Here is a 21,522-nt window from a genome sequence, read left to right as displayed (position 1 = left end):
TCCTCTTATTGTGATGAATATAATACCCCTTTTCTCCATTTCTTCGGCAAATTCCCTGTTTACATGCTCTTTATCACTTATAACAACTTTTTCCTTTACCATTTTAGCGAATTCTTCTTCTTTATCCTTTAGGATAATTAAATCATGCTTTTTGCAGTATCGATACTGAACCAATACTTAATAAATTTTTAAATAAATACTGGAGTTTTCTTTATATCTCTATCCAAATAACTTCTAAATACCTTTCTTTTATATCAAATCTAAATTTAAATACCTTTTTCATCAAAGGGACAGAAGAAGAATGCTTATCTCCAACAGATACGAAATTATAGCAGTGCAATCACATTAAAATAAAAGAATTTTTCTATAATTTAATTTATTTAGTAAATTATTCATTTTATCTTTTTAATAATCCCTAAACACTTTTCTTTTCCCTAAAATCCATCATAGATGTCATTTCCATTAATAGGAGAAAACTCTTCATAAATACCTTAATTTTGAAATTTATTCTTAAATTTATTTTTTTTTGAAATGATTTAAATTAAGTTTTATGTCTATATTGCTCAATATAAGCATAAATATCTTCGTTCTCTCTCTTTTCTAATTAATATTATTAATTAAAAAAAATAAGATTGTAAATTATCCTACTTAAAATTTAAATATAAAATATAGAAGATTGATCTATAAAAATTTTCTCAATTTATAGAGTTTATTTGCTTTATTAATCATATAAAATACTTCTAATTCAATAGAATATTGCTAAGGTGCAATATTTAAAATTTCTATGGATTTATTTACTGGTGTTGTTATATTATTATCTAAAGTCTTCTTTTCTTCCTTTGTATTCATCTTTCTTATGGTTTTTCTTAGAAATTCTAATTTTTTTATCTTTTTCTACTAAAACAATTGAAGATTTCATATTTATTCATTAATAGTAATTAATTTATTTATTTTTTATTTAGGGTAATATAGTTTTGTCCCGTTAGAAGGGAAGAGTAAATTAACTGTTTAATTATGGTATGGAGTGATCTGAATAGAGATTAATTGTAAGTTGAGAAAACACCCTAAAATACTTATTTGATATTTATTTTATTTTGACCGCCCCTAAAGATAGTAAAAGATTAGTAAATAAAAAAAGAGGTAAAAAACTTCTAAGAAAAAAGATTAACAGAATCCTGCCCTGTTTCTTCAGTGCACAGTGTAGTTTAGAGGATAAGAGCTTATTTTACTTTTTCACCTGTATTTATTCTTCATTTAGGGATTTACAGTTTAAATATTCTTTATTTTCTGATTTTAATTATTCTTTATTATAATTATTATTATTCGACATCTCGATGGTTGTTATTATTTTAATTAATTTTGTTTATTACTATGGTATAAATATACTTGACTTTTTCCATTATCATAAACTTTCAATGCATTAATAATAATAGGTTTTATATCGCTATAGTTATATAAAAGACTGACTTGGAGAGGATTATACCAAGTCCAATACAAACTATACACAAGATTTTGATATGTTAAATGAATAAATACACTATTATTTTTAGGTAAATCATAGTGTATACTTACATTTCCATTATCTAATATTCTTCCTTTTGCTATAGTATAAACATTGCCTTTTACGTCTCCATATAGCAACAAAGAGGGATAACCCTGTACTAAATCAAATCTATACACATCCTTATAATCCCCATACTTCCCTATCCACTTTCCAGATACTATATTTTCAATTGGTATAACTTTTTGAAAATAACCTATTTTTGGTTTTATTAGGCTATTGTTTAAAATTTTTTCTTTACTTAATGAAATAGATCTTGGATTATCATTTATTAATTCATTTACTAAGAAAGTTCCAGGAAAAATCAGTAAAAGTATAAAAAATATAGATGATATTTTTATATAATCTATATTATGTATTTTAATATTTTTTAATTTTTTTAATATAATATATAATATATTTACGATTTTTTTAATACCTACTATTGAAAAAATACATAATACAAGTAACGAAGTTTGGTACAATCTTATGGGATCAAAGGATGAAGTGATTGACGGTAATACTACAGCTGATATAAGTAAAAGCAGCCAAAAACCACTAAATCCAAGTAAAAATATGTGTTTTTCTTTTATTGTCTTTTTCTTTACTATATTGATATATAGTTTATCAATATATCCTATAAAAATAAAGAAAGATAAAACCACATAGAGAAGTTTAATTATATGATCAGTGATACCTGAGGACAGTTTTACAGTCACGGTATAGAGTACTCTAGAATCATATGTATCGAATATCTCATAAGCCCAGATGGATTGAACGAAATCTAAAAAACTCTTAAACGATATCGATTGTGAAATATATATATACCATCCTACTGTAAGAATAATAAGAATTTCTAAAAATGTTATTAACACCTTTTCCATTTTATTGTTTTTAAATGAAAAAATCCATCTCCAGATTTTTAAAAATATTAGGGTAAATATCGTTGATGCTATAATTATATATGTGGTTGCATAATGTGATACAACCAGTGAGAACCCGAATATAGATAATACCAATTTTTTAATATTTAATTTAATTTTAGAGTTTAAAAAAGCTATTATTATTAATAAAACATACAACTGAGCAAGTAACTGTTTCGTAATAACCGTTATTTTTATTAGATACCCAGCTGTTGATATAAATAAAAATGCAGACAAAAACGAAAGTTTTCTGTTATTTGTTATGTTTTTAGTAAATACATATATGGATATTGGAAGTAACGAGCAAAATGATGGTAAAATTAACTTGTATATCCAATTTAAAGAAGTATTTAAAATGTAATAAAATATAGTTGGTAATATAGTTACGCTTAGAACTGAATTATAAGTGCCGGGCACAACCTTAGTACACTCATACCATGGCCAGTATCCCAGAGATATTATATTTTTTGCTAAATAGAATTCCCCTACACAGTCATTTATTATAATAGTTTCACTAATTAACTGTCGATGTAATATTAAGCTAATAGCCATAACCCAGATAGCATAAGGGTAATATTTTTCATCGATCCAATTTGTAAATCCAATAATTAAACTAATTAAAGCAATAAGTACAATCATTAATATTAATAAAATATTGTTATTGTAATAATTAACTAAGTACGTCCCAAATATAGCTATAAAGGGAATTAAACTTAAAAATAACACCTGTGGGTTTATTATATCTTCAACTAGAATATAACCTGGGTTTTCATAGTCTTTATCTCTTATATATGCAACAATAGATAAGATCCCTACAACTAGGGTCATAGTTAAAATTATAGGAATTTCTGCTATTGGTTTATCTGTTATTCCTAAAAGAGGATAGAACATATTCATTAAAAACCCAACAAACATATCTAAAAATAAACTTAATCCTATTGCATATAGAAAACTTTCTCCAGAGCTTAGATCATGTATTCTAAGTATTCTAAGAAGTAAATATCCTGGAATAAATGTTAAATAAATGAATCCGAATATCTGCCTTAACAACGGTATTTGGATATCTAATTTATCCAATACGACAACTCCAAGATATACTAAAAGGATACTAAGTACAACTGTTAGGAAACTTTTAATATCCCAGTCATTTAATCTAAAGGGATTTTTAATATACATATTTCCCACTTTAATTGTTATTTTTTAACTTTTGCTACAATCCACATAGTATCATATACATTAACATTTAGTAGATTTTTAATAATCAGACAAATATAATAATATAAAGTATGTAAAATAAATTTGATTCTTCCATTTACAACATAATATGGATCTAGGGTATCTTCAATAATTTCAAATCCAGTCCTTTCCAACAAATATTTTATAGATTTTCTTGTGAAATAAGATAGATGAACCTCGCCTTGAGTATCATCTAGTGTTATTTTTGGTATCCCATATCGACTAAATTTTTTATTAAATACTAACGATTTAATAAATCTTCCTATTCTCCATCTTATACCTTCTATTTCATTAGGTATGGCAATAACTACAATACCATCCTCTGATAATAATTTTTTAACAGAAAGCATGGTAGATACTGGATCTGGTACATGCTCCAATACATGAAACAGTGTTATTATATCAAACTTTAAATTCTTAAAATCAATATTTTCCAGTTCACCGTATAATATATCTAAGTTATACCTCTCCTTGGCAATTCTTATTGCAGATTTTGATATTTCCGTCCCGTATACTTCAAAATCATGCCTGCAGAGATATAGAAATTGTCCTATTCCAGTGCCTACATCTAGTAATCTTCCATGCTGTTTTATCTTCTTTAGTAATTTTAGTCTTCTAATCCATAGTACTTCTCTTGCGCTTTCATTAACAATCCATGTATCGTATTTATCTATTCTTGAATAATAATTAGCTATTTCCTCCATTGTAGGTCTAGGATTTATAAAGAAGTGTCCACAATTTTTACACATACATAAATTAGATTCTTCCTCAATATTTATTATTTTATTAGAATTACAAACTATACAATTTTTTAATTTCTCAATTTTCATTTTATCCCTCACTTCATATTATAAACTTCTTCATAAACCTTTAAATGTTCTTCAGCACACTCCTTCCAACTGAATAACTTAGCCCTCTCTAAACCCTTCTTTCTCAGTTCTTCCCTTAACCCATCGTTAGTTAAAACCTCATACATCGCTTTACTCAACCCATCAACATCGTAGGGATCAACCATTATCCCAGCATCTCCTACTACCTCTGGTAGAGATGAAGTATTAGATGTTATCACAGGTGTTCCACAGGCCATAGCCTCTAAGGGTGGAAGTCCGAAGCCTTCATATATAGAGGGATAAACGAAGAGATCTGCAGCGTTGTATAGGGCGGGGAGGTCCTCCTCTGGAACGTATCCTGTGAATATAATATCTTTCTGGAGGTTTAATTTGTCTATTAATTTCATAATGTGTTTTCGTTTGTATTTACTTATTTGAGGATTTCCAGCTTTCACCAATTTGATATTATTAAAACCGTATTTAGTTTTTAGCTTATAAAATGCCTTAATAAGTGTTGGAAAGTTCTTTCTAGGCTGCTCTGAACCGACATATAAAATAAAAGGGAATTTTAAATTATATTTATATTTAATTTTCTCAATTTCATTCTCAGGAATTGGTTTATAGTGCTCGTTAACACCCAAATAAATCACATTAATCTTCTCTTCTGAAATACTAAAATGTCTAACAAGATCATTTTTAACATGTTTTGATATTGTTATAATTCTGTCACTTTTTTTCATACCTTTTAGGGAGTATTTTATAAAAGAAGCGTATATTAGACCATTATTTTTTTTGTATAATATCGGGATTATATCTAGACACGTTACTATTGTTTTTGTATTAAATTTAAATTTGTTAATAATAAATGCCTCTTCCTGAGACCACACATGAACTAAATCTGTATCTTTCCTGAGAGAATTTTTAACTATTTTTGGATAAAATATTAAATTACAAATAATAGTTTTACATGGAATCTTATATTTCGGTAAAAAGTATGATATCTCATTAAAATCAATATAGTTAGTCAGTCTCGTTGCAGTTTCATAATATACTCTATATTTCCCAAAAATTTCATTCATCTTAAATCCAATAATTGCATCAACTTTAATTTTTTTTTTGAGTTACCATTATTTTCCCTCCTATTTATCTCATATTATAAACTTCTTCATAAACCTTTAAATGTTCTTCAGCACACTCCTTCCAACTGAATAACTTAGCCCTCTCTAAACCCTTCTTTCTCAGTTCTTCCCTTAACCCATCGTTAGTTAAAACCTCATACATCGCTTTACTCAACCCATCAACATCGTAGGGATCAACCATTATCCCAGCATCTCCTACTACCTCTGGTAGAGATGAAGTATTAGATGTTATCACAGGTGTTCCACAGGCCATAGCCTCTAAGGGTGGAAGTCCGAAGCCTTCATATATAGAGGGATAAACGAAGAGATCTGCAGCGTTGTATAGGGCGGGGAGGTCCTCCTCTGGAACGTATCCTGTGAATATAATATCTTTCTGGAGGTTTAATTTGTCTATGGTTTCAAATATTGATTTATATTTCCATCCTTTTTTACCGGTAATAACTAGCTTATGTGGCAATCCCTGTTTTTTAAGTTTGTAGTATGCTTTAATGAGGGTGGGAATGTTTTTTCTCGGTTCCAATGTCCCAACGTATAGAATAAAAGGATAGTTTATACTGTATTTCTTTTTTATACTGTTAATCTCCTCCTCAGATAGGGGTTTATATTTTTCATCAACTCCAAGGTGTATAACTTTTATTTTATCTTCAGGTATTTTAAAATATTTTATAATATCCTTTTTTGTATTATATGAGTCTGCTATTATTTTATCTGCTGTTCTGAGGGTTTTTGGTAGGAGGAGTTTGTAAATTAAATATTTTCCATTTTTATGTTCATTAGGGAATAGTATAGGTGTTAAATCATGGATAGTATATACATATTGTTGTTTAATTTTAAAATAGGTTGGCGCCTGGCTAGGATTATGTATAATCTCTAAAGAAGACAGTTCTGAAGAAGGAAGTACTTTAAATTTCATAAATAAATAAATATACCAACTATAAGTTTTAACAGGATAATTTTTAAATGGATTATTAATTATAACATTATCTAAGTTATTAAATATTTTTATTTTATTATAATTAATTAAATAAATGGTAGTTTCTTTGATAGAGTTTATTTTTATTAATTCTTTAATTAAATTATAAGTATAATTTCCTACTCCTGTTAAAGATTGATTTAATGGTTCTGATATTATCCCAATTTTCACTTTCTCCCCTCACTTCATATTATAAACTTCTTCATAAACCTTTAAATGTTCTTCAGCACACTCCTTCCAACTGAATAACTTAGCCCTCTCTAAACCCTTCTTTCTCAGTTCTTCCCTTAACCCATCGTTAGTTAAAACCTCATACATCGCTTTACTCAACCCATCAACATCGTAGGGATCAACCATTATCCCAGCATCTCCTACTACCTCTGGTAGAGATGAAGTATTAGATGTTATCACAGGTGTTCCACAGGCCATAGCCTCTAAGGGTGGAAGTCCGAAGCCTTCATATATAGAGGGATAAACGAAGAGATCTGCAGCGTTGTATAGGGCGGGGAGGTCCTCCTCTGGAACGTATCCTGTGAATATAATATCTTTCTGGAGGTTTAATTTGTCTATGGTTTCAAATATTGATTTGTATTTATATCTTTTTATACCGGTAATTATTAATTTATATTCAGGTAATTTTTTCTTTAATTTATAAAAGGCATAAATCAATCTTTCGACATTTTTGTTTGGTGCTAAACCACCAGTGTATAGAATAAAGGGATAGTTTATATTGTATTTCTTTTTTATACTTTCTATCTCCTCTTCAGGGAGAGGTTTGTAGTTTCTGTCAATTCCATGGTAAATAACTTTTATTTTATCCTCAGGTATTTTAAAGTATTTTATAATATCTTTCTTTGTATTGTATGACACTGATATTATTTTATCTGCTGTTCTAAGGGTTTTTAGTAGAAAAAATTTGTAGGAACAGCGAAGTAAAAGGTGGTGATATTGATTAAAAATATAAGGCATAATATCATGAACTGTAATAACTTTCTTTTGATTTTCTCTTAACTTAATAAATAAAGTTATATTTTCAGGACTGTGTATAATATCTAAATCTAACTTTTTACTTTTTAAATAATAGTTTAAATAAATATGCCAAGAGTAATAAGCATACTTTTTTGGTAAAAAATTAAAAGGATTATTTATAATTATTTTATTTAGATTAAAAGTATTGTTTTCAATATAATTAATTAAAAATAAATCATCTTTAGAGATTTTAGATAACTCCCTGATTAAATTATAGATATATCTCCCTACTCCGGCCAATGTTCTATTTAACCTATCAGATATAATTCCTACTTTCATAACAGTATCACTTAAATAACCTTTTTCATTATATTTAAAAGTTCTTTTCCAATAACCTTTGGGGTGCATCTTTCTTTAAATACTTTATATCCTCCTTCAGCGATTTTTTCCCTTAATTTCTCATTTTCTTTTAACTCTAAGATCTTCTCTGCCAAGTCTTCTGGATTGGCATGTTCAACAAATAGGGCACTTTTTCTATCTGTGAGTAATTCCCTATTTGCTGGATTGTTTCCAACGATAACAGGTTTTTTCATTGCTAAGAATTGGAAAGTTTTTCCTGCTATTACTCTTTTCCCTTTGTCAATGTCTGAAAAGTGTCCACCTAAGCAAATATCTGCCTGAGCAATTTCTAAAGGTAATTCCTCATAAGGTACCCACTCTACAAATTCTATATTCTTAATATTTAATTTTTTAACTAAGTTAATAATTTTTTTATATACAAAACCTTTTCCTACTATTTTAAATATAATATCTTCATAGTTCTCTAAAATTTTCGCTGATTTCACAATATATTCTATACCGTGTAGAGGTAAATATGTTCCATAATAAAAAACTTTAAATTTATCATTATCCTTATTAATATCTCGTGGATAAAATATATTGTCATCAGCGCCAATAAATATCCTTTTAAACTTATTTTTATCTAGTTTAAAAGTATCTACAAAATAAGTTATATGGGTATTCGTATCCAACAAGACAATATCTGCTAAATCACATGAAGCTTTATCTAAATGATACAATAACTTTCCCATAATGGAATTCGACCTAAATATTTTCCTATCGTAACACAACGTATCATATACTGAAATAAGTGCATCAAAAATTATAGGTTTTTTAGACAAGATCTTCACTATAGGAACAATAGGTTGTCCGAGAAATCCAACATATACGATGTCACAATCACTACTATATCTTAATAAATACTTTTTAAATACTGATATATATCTTTTGAAATAGTTCTCAGCATTGCTCGTATATTCCAATAACTCCACATCTTTCTGAAGTTTTAAACCTTTCAGTATTACCGAGTTCCTTACGTAAGAAGGTTCCCTCCCACATATATATAGTATCTTCATAGTAATCACATCACTTCCTAAGCCACGCCTTCAACATCACAGGGAATGCCACAAAAGGATACTTCAATACCTTCAATCGAGACACTCCATGTAATCTCTTCTCAAAAACTATAGGCACCTCCTTATACCTCAATCCCTTCTTTCCAGCCCTTATAATAATCTCCTGGTGAATGCCCCACCTATCGGCTTCCAGATCCAATACCTCTGCAGCGTACCTGTTAATGGCAACTAATCCACTCTGGGCATCTGTAGTTGGAAGTCCTGACATGATCCTAGTAACGAAGGTAGACATGTGATTACAGAGTATCCTTATCCTGTAGTTTATATTGGCACCCTCTTTATACTTCCCAAGAAACCTCGATCCTACTACAATATCGGCCTCATCCTCTATAATAGGTTTGCAAACAGGTAGTATATCTTCCTTTCTATACTGTCCATCTGCATCGTATATAATACACACATCATAATTAGAAGATAAAAAGTATTTATACCCCTCCCGTATAGCGGCACCTTTACCTCTATTTTTATGGAATCTTATTACTTCGACCCCACATTCCCTGGCATACTTGGCAGTGTTATCACTACTTCCATCATCTACAACCAATATACCATCGACAATATTCCTAATATTTTTTATTACAATTTTGATAGATCCCTCCTCGTTGTATGCCGGGATCAGTGCCAGGATTCTCTTAGATATAGTATCACCCTTTTAATCCATTAGCCACCCTCTCCAGATCTGCCTCAACCATCATTTTAACTAAATCTTTAAATTTAGTTTTCGGTTCCCAACCTAATTCCCTTTTAGCCTTTGAGTAATCTCCTATAAGTAGATCTACTTCACAAGGCCTAAAGTACTTGGGATTCACCTTTACCAATATCTTACCACTGTTGGCATCTCTACCTATTTCATTTACCCCTTCTCCTTCCCATTCAATATCTATTCCAACTACTTTAAAAGCCTCTTCCGCAAATTCCCTAACAGTGTGAGTTTCATTTGTTGCAAGAACGAAGTCGTCTGGTTTACTGTGTTGCAACATCTTCCACATACCGTAGACGTAATCTCCTGCAAATCCCCAGTCCCTTTTAGCATTCAAATTCCCCAGTTCTAAACAATCCTGTAAATTGTAGTATATCCTTGCAACTGCAAGGGTTATCTTCCTAGTCACAAATTCAGGACCTCTCATAGGAGACTCATGATTAAAGAGTATCCCGTTACTCATAAATAGATCGTAACTCTCCCTGTAGTTTTTCACTGTCCAAAACCCTGCCAACTTGGAGACACCGTATGGACTCCTTGGATAAAAGGGAGTAGTTTCCCTCTGAGGAACCTCTTGAACCTTCCCGTAGAGTTCAGAGGTAGCAGCAAAGTAAAATCTTGAAGATGGTGAGTACTCCTTTACAGCATTTACCATGTTCAAAGTTCCCCCTATGTTAACATCATATGTAAACTTAGGATTCTCAAAGGAAAATCCAACAAAACTCTGTGCAGCTAGATGGTAAACCTCATCAGGTTGCACTGTTTTCATGACATTGTCTATAAATAGGTTATCTGTAATATCTCCCCAATGGAGAGTTATCTGCTCCCTCTCCTCCTCAGATAGATATCTTAAATTACCTATGGAATTCTGACTGTTTCTTCTTACAATACCATGAACTTCGTATCCTTTCTTCAAAAGTAGTTTTGTTAAATAGTAACCATCCTGTCCAGTTATTCCAGTTATTAATGCTTTTTTCATAGTATCACAATATTATTTTGAATATTTGTAGTTAGAATATATTGTTGCCAATAATATTATTTAATAATTAATAATTTATTTTAATAATTTATAGGTTTAAACTAATTTTTATTTGTAATAATAATTAAAAAATAACTTTAGAATTTAAGATTTAGTAAAAAAATATTGATAAGTATTATATTATAAGCTTTTAATGACTTTTAATATTATCCATATCCCTCCATGTGAGATATAAATAAAAACTTATTCTTTAAAATTCCCTCCAAAAGATCTAATCTCTACATCAGCTTCTCTTCCCTAATAAAATTATTGTGAAAAAATGTGTAAGAAAATCTTTCCATCTAGAGCATCTCCTTCAAAAATACCCTCATAATAAAAACAAAAAGTGAAAGGAATGATCCGGAATAAGAGAAATATCTGGAAAAATAGCATAATCAGAGAGAGGTTAAGTTGGTACTATAAGGTAATGAACAACTGGGCACCTGCAAAGTTCCTAATATGTAAAAAGATAGAGAGCGAGGATCCTACTAAGTTAGATATCAAAAACCTCTGGGATCTCCACAGGGAACTCTCCAAAGATTTCGACAAAATATTCGAGGGTATCAAAAGTGAGAGGATTTAGATCGATGATATTCCCACTCCAAAGTTCAACTTCCTAGATGTTAAAGTTGAAATTGCGAAAAATATATTTAAAAGTTGCCACTTCTGTGAAAGGAGGTGTAGAGTAGATAGAAGAAATGCAGAGGGAGACTGTAAGGTAGATTACACCTACGTCCACAGTTGGTTTCACCACCTTGGAGAGGAACCTCCATTAGTTCCCAGTGGTACCATATTCTATGGAGGATGCAACTTTCACTGTGTATTTTGTCAGAATTACGATATAAGCCAGGAGTATCCAAAAGGTGGAGTGAGATTAGGTGGAAAAGAGTTGGCACTGATACAGAAAGAGTTAAGGGTAGAGGGGGTGAAGAATATAAACCATGTGGGAGGAGATCCTATTCCAAGTACATACACGATCCTTGAGAGTTTCAAGTACTTAGATATAAATGTGCCTCAACTTTGGAACAGTAATATGTACTGTAGTATTGAAACCATGACTTTACTTAGGGAGGTAATAGATATCTGGTTACCAGATTTCAAATACGGCAACAACAGATGTGCTGAAAGGTTAAGTATAGTGGAAAACTACTGGGAGGTAATCACCCGAAATATAAAGATAGCCTATAACTCAGGAGATATGATAATTAGGCATCTTGTACTTCCAAACCATATAGAGTGTTGTTCAAAACCTGTACTTAGATGGATAGCAAGGAATTGTCCAAAGGCCTTGGTAAATATAATGGGACAGTATAGGCCCGAGTATTTAGTCTCCAAATATCCAGAGAGATGGCCTGATATAGGAAGAACTCCAACCTTTGAGGAGATGGAACAGGTATATAGATATGCCGAAAGGTTAGGGATATTGTATGGTTTGTGAAATAATAGGGTCGGTAAAGAAAAAGTTAACTAATAAGATCATGATAAAATAAATAAAGAAAATAATAAATAACGAATTGTTTTAAAAGGTTTTAAGAATAATACTTTTTCTACTACTCTAAATATAAATTTTTTAAGTGTATAAATTTGGATAATATCCTTCTCTAACTACTAAAAATTAAAGGGGAAAGGAAAAATTTCCATTCTCTCCTAACTATAACTCTTGGATGTCTTTATTCCCAAATAATGTAGAGATTGGTGAGAATAGTTTTAATTTCTTTTTTATTTTTATTATTTGTATCATTTTTATTTTTACAATTAACTTAGTTATTTTTATTATTAATTTTAAAGATTTAATAAAAAATAATATCTCAATCTTCTGTTTTTCTAGTACCTGAAGTATTGTAAAGGATACAGCGAGATTTACTTTTTCCTTATTTTATTTGAATATTTCATCATTTAGTCACAAATCCACCAAAGACGTCTCATAGAGAGTACCGTTAACCAATGTATAGATAGGTACTCCTTTAACTCTCCAGCCCTCAAAAGGTGTAAATTTAGACTTAGATTTAAACCTCTCTCCCTTTATTGTAATCTCCCTCTTTAGATCTATAACAGTTAAGTTTGCAGTTTTTCCCTCCTTTAATCTGTTGTCTATATGGAATATCCTTCCAGGTTTGTTGGAGATGAGATCTACAAGACGAAATAGAGATATCATCCCTTTATTTACAAGGTTCAACATCAACGGGAGAAAGGTTTCAACACCTGGAATACCTGATGGACATTCCCTTACATCCCTACTCTTCTCCTCGTAGGTATGGGGAGCATGATCCGTTGCTACAATATCCACACTTCCCTCTATTAATCCCCTCATAAGTGCCCTGTTGTCCTCCTTGGTTCTCAAAGGAGGGTTGAATTTACCTAATCCCTTCAATTCCTCGGCCATGTCCATATTTAGATATAGGTGGTGGGGAGTAACCTCCAAGGTGATTTTAACATTTTTAAATCTCTCCTTCGCCTTCTTTATCAGATCCAACCCCTCCTTTGTAGAGATATGGCAGAAGTGGATATGGGGTTTTTTATTCCCTAACTTCTCTATTTCCTCTAAACATCTTAAGATCTCCTTTATTCCCTCCACCTCGCTCCTCTTATCTCTTATCCTACAGTGATCTATCCAGGAGTTTAAGGGATATCTTTTTTTATTCTCCTCTATCACATCCTTATGTTCAGCATGGATTGTAAATATCTTATCCTGATTGAGAATGTCCCTTAACTTACTATAATCACTTATAAAGAGATCTCCAACAGATTCAACCATAAATATCTTATAGGATTTTGCCTCCTCTATCTTATCTAAGTAGTTATTTTCTGTTACACCGTAGTTAAACTCTATATTCACTTTACTCTTCTCCTTCCCCTCCCTATATTTCTTGTAGAACCTTTCCTTTGTGGTAATTGGAGGGTTGTCGTTTGGCATATCTATAACGTAGGTTATCCCTCCATTTATAGCGGCCTCACTACCTGATATAAACCCTTCCTTTTTAACGTTGTTATATCTAAAATGGACATGGGCATCTATAATTCCTCCAATAACTATCTTATTTTTCAGATCCACCTTTGTATCTCCATTTTTAATATCTTTTTTAATTTCTTTTATAACTCCATCTTCAATTAGTATATCTCCCTCTACAATTTGGTTGTTGGTCACTATTCTGCAATTCTTTAGAATCAACTTGTCACCTGGAATATTGGGTAGAACAATACAATGATTATAGTAATTGGTATCTTATCAGCCAGGAGTAATAAGTAATATTATAATAAAATATTAATTTATTTCCATTAAACCCCATTCCTATCAAAGTAGTTAATTAAAAATTAAAGTAATTATAATAAAAAATTAAAAAACAATAAAACAAAATGGTAGGAGAATAAGACAGAAAATCCTACTATAAAATATAAAATTCTATTTAGGGGATCACCCCTCCAATGTTCAGAGACAGGGAGAACTATCCCTGTTTATATATAATTTTTATATTGTAAGGACATATAGAAGTTTTTTATTTTTTAACAATTTTTTATTATTTTTTTATATCTTATTATTATCCGAATTAATATAAGATTTTTAATTAATTTTATTAACCCCAATTCCCATCAAGACTGTGATTAGAAGAATAATAAAAATAAAAATATTATAATAAAAAATAATAAAAATCTTAAGAGGAATAATAATAAAATAAACCTTAATTCCCATCAAAGTAATGATTTAAATAATAAAAATATTAAAAAATAATAAAATTAATAATAGTAATCTATTAAAAAAGGATCTGCTCCACTTCCATAGTATCTTAGAGCGTCCCAGAAAGATTATCTTTTATTTTAATTTTAATACATTCTTCTTATACTTTTAGTTTTTATTCTTATTTCTTATTTTATTATTATTTTTTATATTATTACTTTTGATGGGAACTAGGGCTCTCTTTTATATTTATTAATCTTATAATTATAATAACCCCATTTTATTAGAATTTTTTTGACAGGGATTATTAACAAAGTTATTTAAACCCTGTTTTCCCAGAAAATGTGTTAAGTAGTTAGTAAAAATTAGTTCTTTTGAATTTCTCACACTTTTAAAAACTATTAGAAAATTTCAATGATAAATAATAAATGTTGATAGTGATAGTATTGGAGAATAACTTCTTATATTTATTATAATGATTATAATTATTTTTTATTAATCTTTTATTTTTTAAGCGGTAATAACACAAAATTTTATAGATGCCTATTGTTAATATGAATTATTTTTAACCATAATCTATAAATATAACTTCAAAGAATAGGGATATAACCACTCTTTTTATACCATGATGATATGAGTGGGCCAAAATGGATGAAAAACGTATATATTATTTTTAAAAGGATAAGGAGGGAGATATATGGCTATATATGTAAAATTTGATGTGCCTCAAGAGATAGAGGAAAAAACTCTCGAATTAATATCTAAAGCTAAAAAGATCAGAAAAGGGGCAAATGAAGTTACAAAGGCTGTTGAAAGGGGTATCGCCAAATTAGTAGTTTTGGCTAAAGACGTTCAACCAGAGGAGATAGTAGCACATATTCCATACCTCTGTGAGGAGAAAAATATTCCGTACACCTACGTATCTACAAAGGAGAATTTAGGTAAAGCTGCAGGGATAGAGGTAGCAGCATCCTCAGTTGCAATTATTGAAGAAGACGATCCTGAGGAGTTAAAGGAGTTGGTGGAGAAGATAAAGGCGTTAAAAGAGTAAGGTAATATCTAAGGTGGTAACATGTCTGAGGATGAAATGGTCTATAAAGAAGCCACAGCGGCAGAAGTAATCCAGGTAATTGGAAGGACAGGGGTTACTGGGGAGATAATCCAGGTAAGGTGTAAGATATTAGGGGGGAGGGATACAGGTCGTATTCTAACGAGGAATGTTAAGGGGCCTGTAAAAGTTGGAGATATTATAATGCTCAGGGAAACTGAGAGAGAGGCTAAACCATTAGGTAAAAGGAGATAGGTGAAGTTTTATGGAGTGGAAAAGGTGTAGTTTTTGTGGAGGAAAAATAGAACCTGGTACTGGAAAGAGATATGTAAAAAAAGATGGTTCTGTACTACTCTTCTGTTCCTCAAAGTGTGAGAAAAACTACAAACTAGGAAGAGATCCAAGGAAACTTAAATGGACATATATATACCACGAACTTAAAGTTAAGGGAAGTTAATAAATATCAAATAATTTAAAAGGTGATAGGATGATAAATACTCAGAGGCCCTTAGATATCCTAGGGAAGGCTATAAATACAAATGTAACTGTTTATTTAAAAGATGGTACCGTAGTAAAGGGTATATTGAAGGCATACGATCTACATATAAACATAGCCCTTGAAAATGCCAAGTTTGACAAGGACGATAAAGAGTTCCAAATGATCGTAATTAGGGGAGACAACATACAGTTTGTATCCCTCTAAATAGAGGATAAGGTGAAGTGTTATGAGTAAAGGTACTCCCTCAATGGGAAAACACAACAAGGGATCTAAACATATAAGATGTAGAAGATGTGGTAGAAGAGCCTACCATGTTAGAAAGAAGGTCTGTGCAGCCTGTGGTTTTGGGGCTAGCAAGAGGATAAGGAGATACTCCTGGCAGTCCAAGAAGGTTAATAGAGTCAGGATAAAATAACTATTTATTATTTTTTTAATAAGAAAATTAAAAAAAGAATAAAAAATAAAAAAGAGTATACAGGAATCCATAGTACTCTTGGATATCCAAAAGATAATGAAAATTTTTTACTTTATTATCATAATTAATTCTTTTAATTAATAATTTTAAGATATTTCTATTTTTAATCTAATTTTGATTATTTTTAACCCTAATTCCCATCAAAAAAATTCTAATAAGAATAACAATAATTATAAAAATAAAAGTATAAGTGAGGGCATTAAAATTAAAATAAAGATAATCTTTCTGGGACGCTCTAAGACACTATGGAGAAGTGGAGTATATCCTTTCTAACAGGTCGCTATTATTAATTTTTATTAAAGGATTATAACCCTAGTTCCCACCAGTGATAATATAAAAAATATTAATAAAATAAAAATAAGGATAAAAACTAAAAAAAATTAAAAAGTAATCCTACCTCTGTTTCTTCAGTGTCCAAAAAAGGTTATTTTATTTTTCTGCCTCTATCAGAATTTTATTCATTTTTTATTTCTCTTAAAACTTTTATTATTTTATCATAATAATGATCATTATCCTAGTTCTCATCAAAAAAATAGTTTAAAAATAATAATGATCAATAAAATTATAATAATTAAAAAAATTAGAAGAAATTAAAAATAAAAAACTTCTATTATCCTAGATACAAAAAATTTTAAAAATAATATTAAAGGAGAACGATCCTCTGAATACCTTCTAATTAGTGGATACCAGAATATGGTCCCTTATCTTACCTATGTGTTCAGAAAGATCTTAGGATATTTAATGATTTTTTATATAGATTTTATACTGATTATTTTAATCATGATTTTTATTACAACAATTATCATTTTCATCGTTCTTTTAATCACACTTGGTAGGAACTAAGGTTTTTTCTAGTCTTTTTTATTATTTAATTATTCAAATCATTACTTTGATGGGAACTAAGGTTATTTTTATTTTATAATAGTTGCTATTGAAACCTTGATAGCTGTTCAAGGTACAACTCCTTACTTGATAACACTTTTTTAATTTAAATCCTTTTATTTAGATTAACAGATTAAGGAAAAGTATATATATAATAAAATAAGAATTAGGAATAGGAATTCCTATTCCTCTTTTTAGGTGATAATATGAAGAAAATAGAAGCCGTAATAAGACCAGAGCGATTGGAGATCGTTAAAAATGCCTTAGCAGAGAAGGGATATGTTGGTTTAACAGTAAGTGACGTAAGAGGAAGGGGATTACAAGGGGGTATGACTGAGAGGTATAGGGGAAGAGAGTACACCGTAGATCTGCTACCAAAGGTAAAACTTGAACTTGTTGTTAAAGATTCCGATGTTGAAGATGTTATTAAGACAATCTGTGAAAATGCAAAAACTGGGAAACATGGAGATGGTAAGATATTCGTAATACCTGTGGAGTCTGTTGTAAGAGTTAGAACTGGAGAGAGAGATGGAGAGGCACTGTAATAAATTAGATGGGGTGATTATATGGCTGAGATGAACATTACAGAGGCGCTTACTCAATTAATGACAGCAGGAGATATATTCTTCCTCGTTGTTATGGGAGTGTTGGTATTTTTAATGCAGTTAGGATTTGCGATGCTGGAAGGAGGGCAGGTTAGGAGTAAAAACGTAAATAACGTTATGATGAAGAACATGGTTGATTGGTTAGTTGGATGTGTTTCATGGTTGTTTATAGGTTATATACTATGTACCTCTTTAAATCCAGGTGATTTTATAGCCTGGTGGGGAAAGATATTTAGTGCGGCTCCATTTTTAGAGAATAACGGTCTTGAGTTGGCAAACTGGTTCTTTGGCTTAGTGTTTGCAGCAACTGCAGCTACTATAGTTTCAGGGGGTGTTGCCGAGAGAATAAGATTCAGTGCCTATGTGTTAATATCTATATTAATTACTGCCTTTTTGTATCCCTTCTTCGTATATCTAGGTCCATGGGGCGCAAGTATAGTAGGATGGCATGATTATGCTGGAAGTTTAATAGTTCACGGTTTAGGAGGGTTCTTAGCCTTAGGAGCTATTGCAGCGTTGGGACCAAGAAAGGGTAGGTTTAAAGATGGAAAACCTGTTCCTATCTTGGGACACAACATACCTATGGCAGTTTTTGGAGCCTTTGCCCTGGCAATTGGATGGTATGGATTCAACGTAGGTAGTGCCTTAGCCTTGCAGGATATAAGTGGATTGGTATGTGCCACTACCACTTTGGCCATGGCAGGGGGAGGTATTGGTGCACTTATAGCATCAAAGAAGGATGTACTGTTTACTGCCAACGGTTTAGTTGCTGGTTTAGTAGCAATCTGTGCTGGAACAGATATAGTCAGTCCAATTGGAGGATTAATTATAGGTCTTATTGCAGGTGCCCAGGTGCCCCTTGTATATAGACTCTTGGAGAATATGAAGTTAGATGATGTATGTGGTGTAGTACCAGTCCATGGAACTGCAGGAGTTATCGGTGCAATATTGGCAGGTATCTTTGGAATGACAGCCCTGGGAGGTACTGGGGATGTTAATATAGTCAGTCAAATAGTAGCATCTATCTTCTGTATAGTGTATGGTGTAGCCTTAGGATATATAATTGCCAAGGTAGTTGGAGTTGTAACTGGAGGTCTTAGAGTATCTGAGGAGGAGGAAGAGATAGGTCTCGATTTAACAGAACACAAATTACCTGCCTATCCTGAGGAAGAGGCAGCATAATTCTAATATTTTTTTTCTTTTTTTTATTTATGAAAATTCTGAAAAGAATAAAGTATAAATATAAACAATTATTACTATAGTAGACTTCATCTTTTTTATCTAAAACTTTTTTATAAAAAGAAATTAAAAATAATTTAAAAGATATTTTAAATAATTTAAATTTTCAGGTGATATAACTATGGAAAAAGAGGAAAAGATAAATTTACAGGGAAAAAACATCACTGTTGATACCTGTGTAATAATAGATGGAAGGATATCTGAACTTATAAAAAATGGAGTAATAAAAGACTGTAAGATTATAATTCCAGAACCTGTAGTAGCAGAGTTAGAAGCCCAGGCAAACAAAGGTCGAGAAATAGGATTTCTAGGTATAGAGGAACTTACTAGACTTGTAGAGATCTCCAAGGATCACAACATAGAAATAGAGTACTACGGTGAGAGGCCCTCTATAGATGCAATACAACTTGCCAAGACTGGAGAGATAGACGCCATGATCAGAAAGGTTGCAAAGGAAACAAACTCTGTTCTACTCACCAGTGATAGGATACAGTACAGCCTTGCCAGAGCCCAAGGTATAGAGGCTTACTATTTAGAGATCGAGGAGGAGATGGTAGAGTTGGAGATACTTAAGTACTTCGATGAAAACACCATGTCCATACACCTAAAGGAAAACTGTATACCTTATGCAAAGAGGGGTAAACCAGGTAATGTAAAATTAGTCCCAGTATCTGATGAGAAACTGTCCAAGGAGGATATGGAACGTCTTATAGATAATATATTAAAATACACGGAGCAGAACAACGGGTTAATCGAGATACAGAAGAGAGGTGCCACAGTAATACAGTTAGGTAATATAAGGATATCAATAGCAAGACCTCCCTTCTCAGAGGCCCTTGAGATCACTGCTGTGAGACCTATCGCCAAGGTATCCCTTGAGGATTACAAACTATCAGATAAACTGTTGGAGAGGTTGAAGGATAAATCTAGAGGAATATTTGTCTCTGGGAGCCCAGGAAGTGGAAAATCTACATTCGTCTCTGCACTGGCAAAGTTCTACTGTAATAACAACATGATAGTAAAGACTATGGAGAACCCAAGGGATCTCCAGGTGGATGAGTTAATTACCCAGTACGCTCCTCTTGAAGGTAGTATGGAGAACACCTGTGATGTCTTACTACTGGTAAGACCAGATTATACCATATACGACGAGGTTAGGAAGACTAGGGATTTCGAGATATTTGCAGATATGAGGATGGCAGGAGTAGGAATGGTAGGGGTAGTTCACGCCTCAAAACCTATAGATGCCATTCAACGTCTCATAGGTAGGGTAGATCTCGGTATTATACCTCAGATAGTGGATACCGTTATATTCTTAGAGGATGGTAAGATCAAGAAGGTATACGAGATCAAATTTACTGTTAAGGTACCTCATGGTATGAAGGAGGCAGATTTAGCCAGACCAGTTATAGAGGTAAAGGACTTCGAGACTGGAAAAACAGAGTACGAGATATATACCTATGGAGAGGAAGTTATAGTTATGCCGATTGAGGAGGAGAATACTAAGCCTCCAGTATATAAGTATGCAGAGGATGAGATAAAGAAGGTTTTAGGTGCTTATCTACCTAGAAAAATTAAAAAGAGTATGGAAGTTAATGTAAAGGACGATCACACTATAGATCTCATAGTACCTGAGAAGTATGTACCTGCAGTTATAGGGAAGGGAGGAAAAGAAATAGCAAAGTTAGAGGATAACTTAGGACTTAGAATAAACGTTGAGAAGAAGGAGGATAAAAAGGGAGGGTTTATAACTTACGAGTATATAAATGATTATGAGACTACGAAGTTGGTTGAAACTGAGAGGCATGTTATAGTAGATGTTGGGGAGGATATGGTAGGGAGCAATATTAAGATCTACGTAGATGGTGAGTTTCTATGTCATGCAACAGTGGGATCTGATGGGGTGGTGAGGATAAACAAGAATAGTAAAATAGGTAAGGAACTTTTAGATGCTATGAAGAAGAATAAAGATGTTTACGTTGAAATTGATTAACATTATAATAAATATTATAATAATTTTAATTAAAAAATAAAATAGATGAAGTAAAAAACTCATTATCTACCTTATTACTTTTTCCTGGGATGTCTTTAAAGGCTTCTGAGAAAATTATTAGGGATTATTTTTAACTTCAATAATTTATAAGAACTATTAGGTAAAAAAACCATCGGAACCTATAAACTAGAGAGTTTCCAATAAAAAAATATAGTCGTCGTAATAATATTAAATAACCAAGTATAAAAGTCATTCTCATTGACAGGAACCTATAATGGAGTAAAAGGGACGTATCTTTAGTGGTT

At 31.3% G+C, this 21,522-nt stretch carries 20 protein-coding genes; 10 read left to right on the top strand and 10 right to left on the bottom strand.

Going from position 1 to position 21,522, the window contains the following annotated elements:
* Nucleotides 1-1,353: 1,353 nt before the first annotated feature.
* The 8 genes from CFE53_RS00975 to gmd form a co-directional block, all read right to left on the bottom strand.
* Nucleotides 1,354-3,639 carry a DUF2206 domain-containing protein gene (locus CFE53_RS00975; RefSeq protein ID WP_148120030.1) on the bottom strand — a complete coding sequence of 762 codons (2,286 nt, stop codon included), beginning with the start codon at nt 3,637-3,639 and terminating at the stop codon, nt 1,354-1,356.
* A gap of 17 nt (nt 3,640-3,656) precedes the next feature.
* On the bottom strand, nt 3,657-4,529 hold the full coding sequence (locus CFE53_RS00970; RefSeq protein WP_148120029.1) for a bifunctional 2-polyprenyl-6-hydroxyphenol methylase/3-demethylubiquinol 3-O-methyltransferase UbiG: 873 nt from the start codon (nt 4,527-4,529) through the stop codon (nt 3,657-3,659).
* 8 nt (nt 4,530-4,537) lie between these two features.
* Nucleotides 4,538-5,608 carry a glycosyltransferase family 1 protein gene (locus tag CFE53_RS00965; protein ID WP_148120028.1) on the bottom strand — a complete coding sequence of 357 codons (1,071 nt, stop codon included), beginning with the start codon at nt 5,606-5,608 and terminating at the stop codon, nt 4,538-4,540.
* A gap of 64 nt (nt 5,609-5,672) precedes the next feature.
* Complete coding sequence (locus CFE53_RS00960) at nt 5,673-6,812, bottom strand: glycosyltransferase family 1 protein (RefSeq protein WP_148120027.1); 1,140 nt, start codon at nt 6,810-6,812, stop codon at nt 5,673-5,675.
* 9 nt (nt 6,813-6,821) lie between these two features.
* A complete protein-coding gene (locus CFE53_RS00955; protein WP_148120026.1) occupies nt 6,822-7,949 on the bottom strand; it encodes a glycosyltransferase family 1 protein in 1,128 nt (375 codons plus the stop codon).
* A gap of 11 nt (nt 7,950-7,960) precedes the next feature.
* On the bottom strand, nt 7,961-9,025 hold the full coding sequence (locus CFE53_RS00950) for a glycosyltransferase family 4 protein (RefSeq protein ID WP_148120025.1): 1,065 nt from the start codon (nt 9,023-9,025) through the stop codon (nt 7,961-7,963).
* A 10-nt stretch (nt 9,026-9,035) separates the two neighbouring features.
* Nucleotides 9,036-9,725 (bottom strand): glycosyltransferase family 2 protein, encoded by a 690-nt coding sequence (locus CFE53_RS00945; RefSeq protein WP_148120024.1) that lies wholly within the window; start codon nt 9,723-9,725, stop codon nt 9,036-9,038.
* 4 nt (nt 9,726-9,729) lie between these two features.
* The gene (gmd, locus tag CFE53_RS00940) at nt 9,730-10,764 is read right to left on the bottom strand and encodes a GDP-mannose 4,6-dehydratase (RefSeq protein WP_148120023.1); all 1,035 of its coding nucleotides are present in this window, start codon (nt 10,762-10,764) and stop codon (nt 9,730-9,732) included.
* Nucleotides 10,765-11,158: 394 nt separating this feature from the next.
* Between gmd and CFE53_RS06890 the strand changes: the two genes are divergently transcribed.
* Entirely contained in the window at nt 11,159-11,386 is a 228-nt protein-coding gene (locus CFE53_RS06890) for a hypothetical protein (RefSeq protein WP_216360699.1), read from the top strand.
* Between the two features lie 67 nt (nt 11,387-11,453).
* On the opposite strand, the gene CFE53_RS06930 is transcribed toward CFE53_RS06890, so the two are convergent.
* Nucleotides 11,454-11,576, bottom strand: coding sequence for a hypothetical protein (locus CFE53_RS06930; protein WP_256386806.1), 123 nt, complete (start codon nt 11,574-11,576; stop codon nt 11,454-11,456).
* A 17-nt stretch (nt 11,577-11,593) separates the two neighbouring features.
* On the opposite strand from CFE53_RS06930, the gene CFE53_RS00935 reads away from it, so the two are divergent.
* Complete coding sequence (locus CFE53_RS00935; protein ID WP_256386816.1) at nt 11,594-12,241, top strand: radical SAM protein; 648 nt, start codon at nt 11,594-11,596, stop codon at nt 12,239-12,241.
* A 462-nt stretch (nt 12,242-12,703) separates the two neighbouring features.
* Here the strand turns inward: CFE53_RS00935 and pyrC are convergent, their stop codons facing one another.
* Nucleotides 12,704-13,972: a dihydroorotase gene (gene pyrC / locus CFE53_RS00930; protein WP_148120022.1), complete on the bottom strand. Its 1,269-nt coding sequence runs from the start codon at nt 13,970-13,972 to the stop codon at nt 12,704-12,706.
* 1,201 nt (nt 13,973-15,173) lie between these two features.
* Between pyrC and rpl7ae the strand changes: the two genes are divergently transcribed.
* The 8 genes from rpl7ae to CFE53_RS00890 all read left to right on the top strand — a co-directional run bounded on the left by rpl7ae (nt 15,174) and on the right by CFE53_RS00890 (nt 21,217).
* Nucleotides 15,174-15,527: a 50S ribosomal protein L7Ae gene (gene rpl7ae, locus CFE53_RS00925; RefSeq protein WP_148120021.1), complete on the top strand. Its 354-nt coding sequence runs from the start codon at nt 15,174-15,176 to the stop codon at nt 15,525-15,527.
* A gap of 21 nt (nt 15,528-15,548) precedes the next feature.
* Complete coding sequence (locus tag CFE53_RS00920; protein WP_148120020.1) at nt 15,549-15,779, top strand: 30S ribosomal protein S28e; 231 nt, start codon at nt 15,549-15,551, stop codon at nt 15,777-15,779.
* Between the two features lie 10 nt (nt 15,780-15,789).
* Nucleotides 15,790-15,981: a 50S ribosomal protein L24e gene (locus CFE53_RS00915; RefSeq protein ID WP_148120019.1), complete on the top strand. Its 192-nt coding sequence runs from the start codon at nt 15,790-15,792 to the stop codon at nt 15,979-15,981.
* A gap of 30 nt (nt 15,982-16,011) precedes the next feature.
* Nucleotides 16,012-16,227 (top strand): LSM domain-containing protein, encoded by a 216-nt coding sequence (locus tag CFE53_RS00910; RefSeq protein WP_148120018.1) that lies wholly within the window; start codon nt 16,012-16,014, stop codon nt 16,225-16,227.
* Between the two features lie 22 nt (nt 16,228-16,249).
* On the top strand, nt 16,250-16,438 hold the full coding sequence (locus CFE53_RS00905) for a 50S ribosomal protein L37e (RefSeq protein ID WP_148120017.1): 189 nt from the start codon (nt 16,250-16,252) through the stop codon (nt 16,436-16,438).
* 1,148 nt (nt 16,439-17,586) lie between these two features.
* Nucleotides 17,587-17,925 carry a P-II family nitrogen regulator gene (locus CFE53_RS00900; protein WP_148120016.1) on the top strand — a complete coding sequence of 113 codons (339 nt, stop codon included), beginning with the start codon at nt 17,587-17,589 and terminating at the stop codon, nt 17,923-17,925.
* A 21-nt stretch (nt 17,926-17,946) separates the two neighbouring features.
* Complete coding sequence (locus tag CFE53_RS00895) at nt 17,947-19,167, top strand: ammonium transporter (protein ID WP_148120015.1); 1,221 nt, start codon at nt 17,947-17,949, stop codon at nt 19,165-19,167.
* A gap of 178 nt (nt 19,168-19,345) precedes the next feature.
* Complete coding sequence (locus CFE53_RS00890; protein WP_148120014.1) at nt 19,346-21,217, top strand: PINc/VapC family ATPase; 1,872 nt, start codon at nt 19,346-19,348, stop codon at nt 21,215-21,217.
* Nucleotides 21,218-21,522: the final 305 nt, after the last annotated feature.

Source organism: Methanofervidicoccus sp. A16 (assembly GCF_003351865.1).
Taxonomy (GTDB): Archaea; AGJL01; Methanococci; order Methanococcales; family Methanococcaceae; genus Methanofervidicoccus.
The sequence above is the reverse complement of the archived record's forward strand: the minus strand, read 5'-3'. Positions and strand labels throughout refer to the sequence as shown.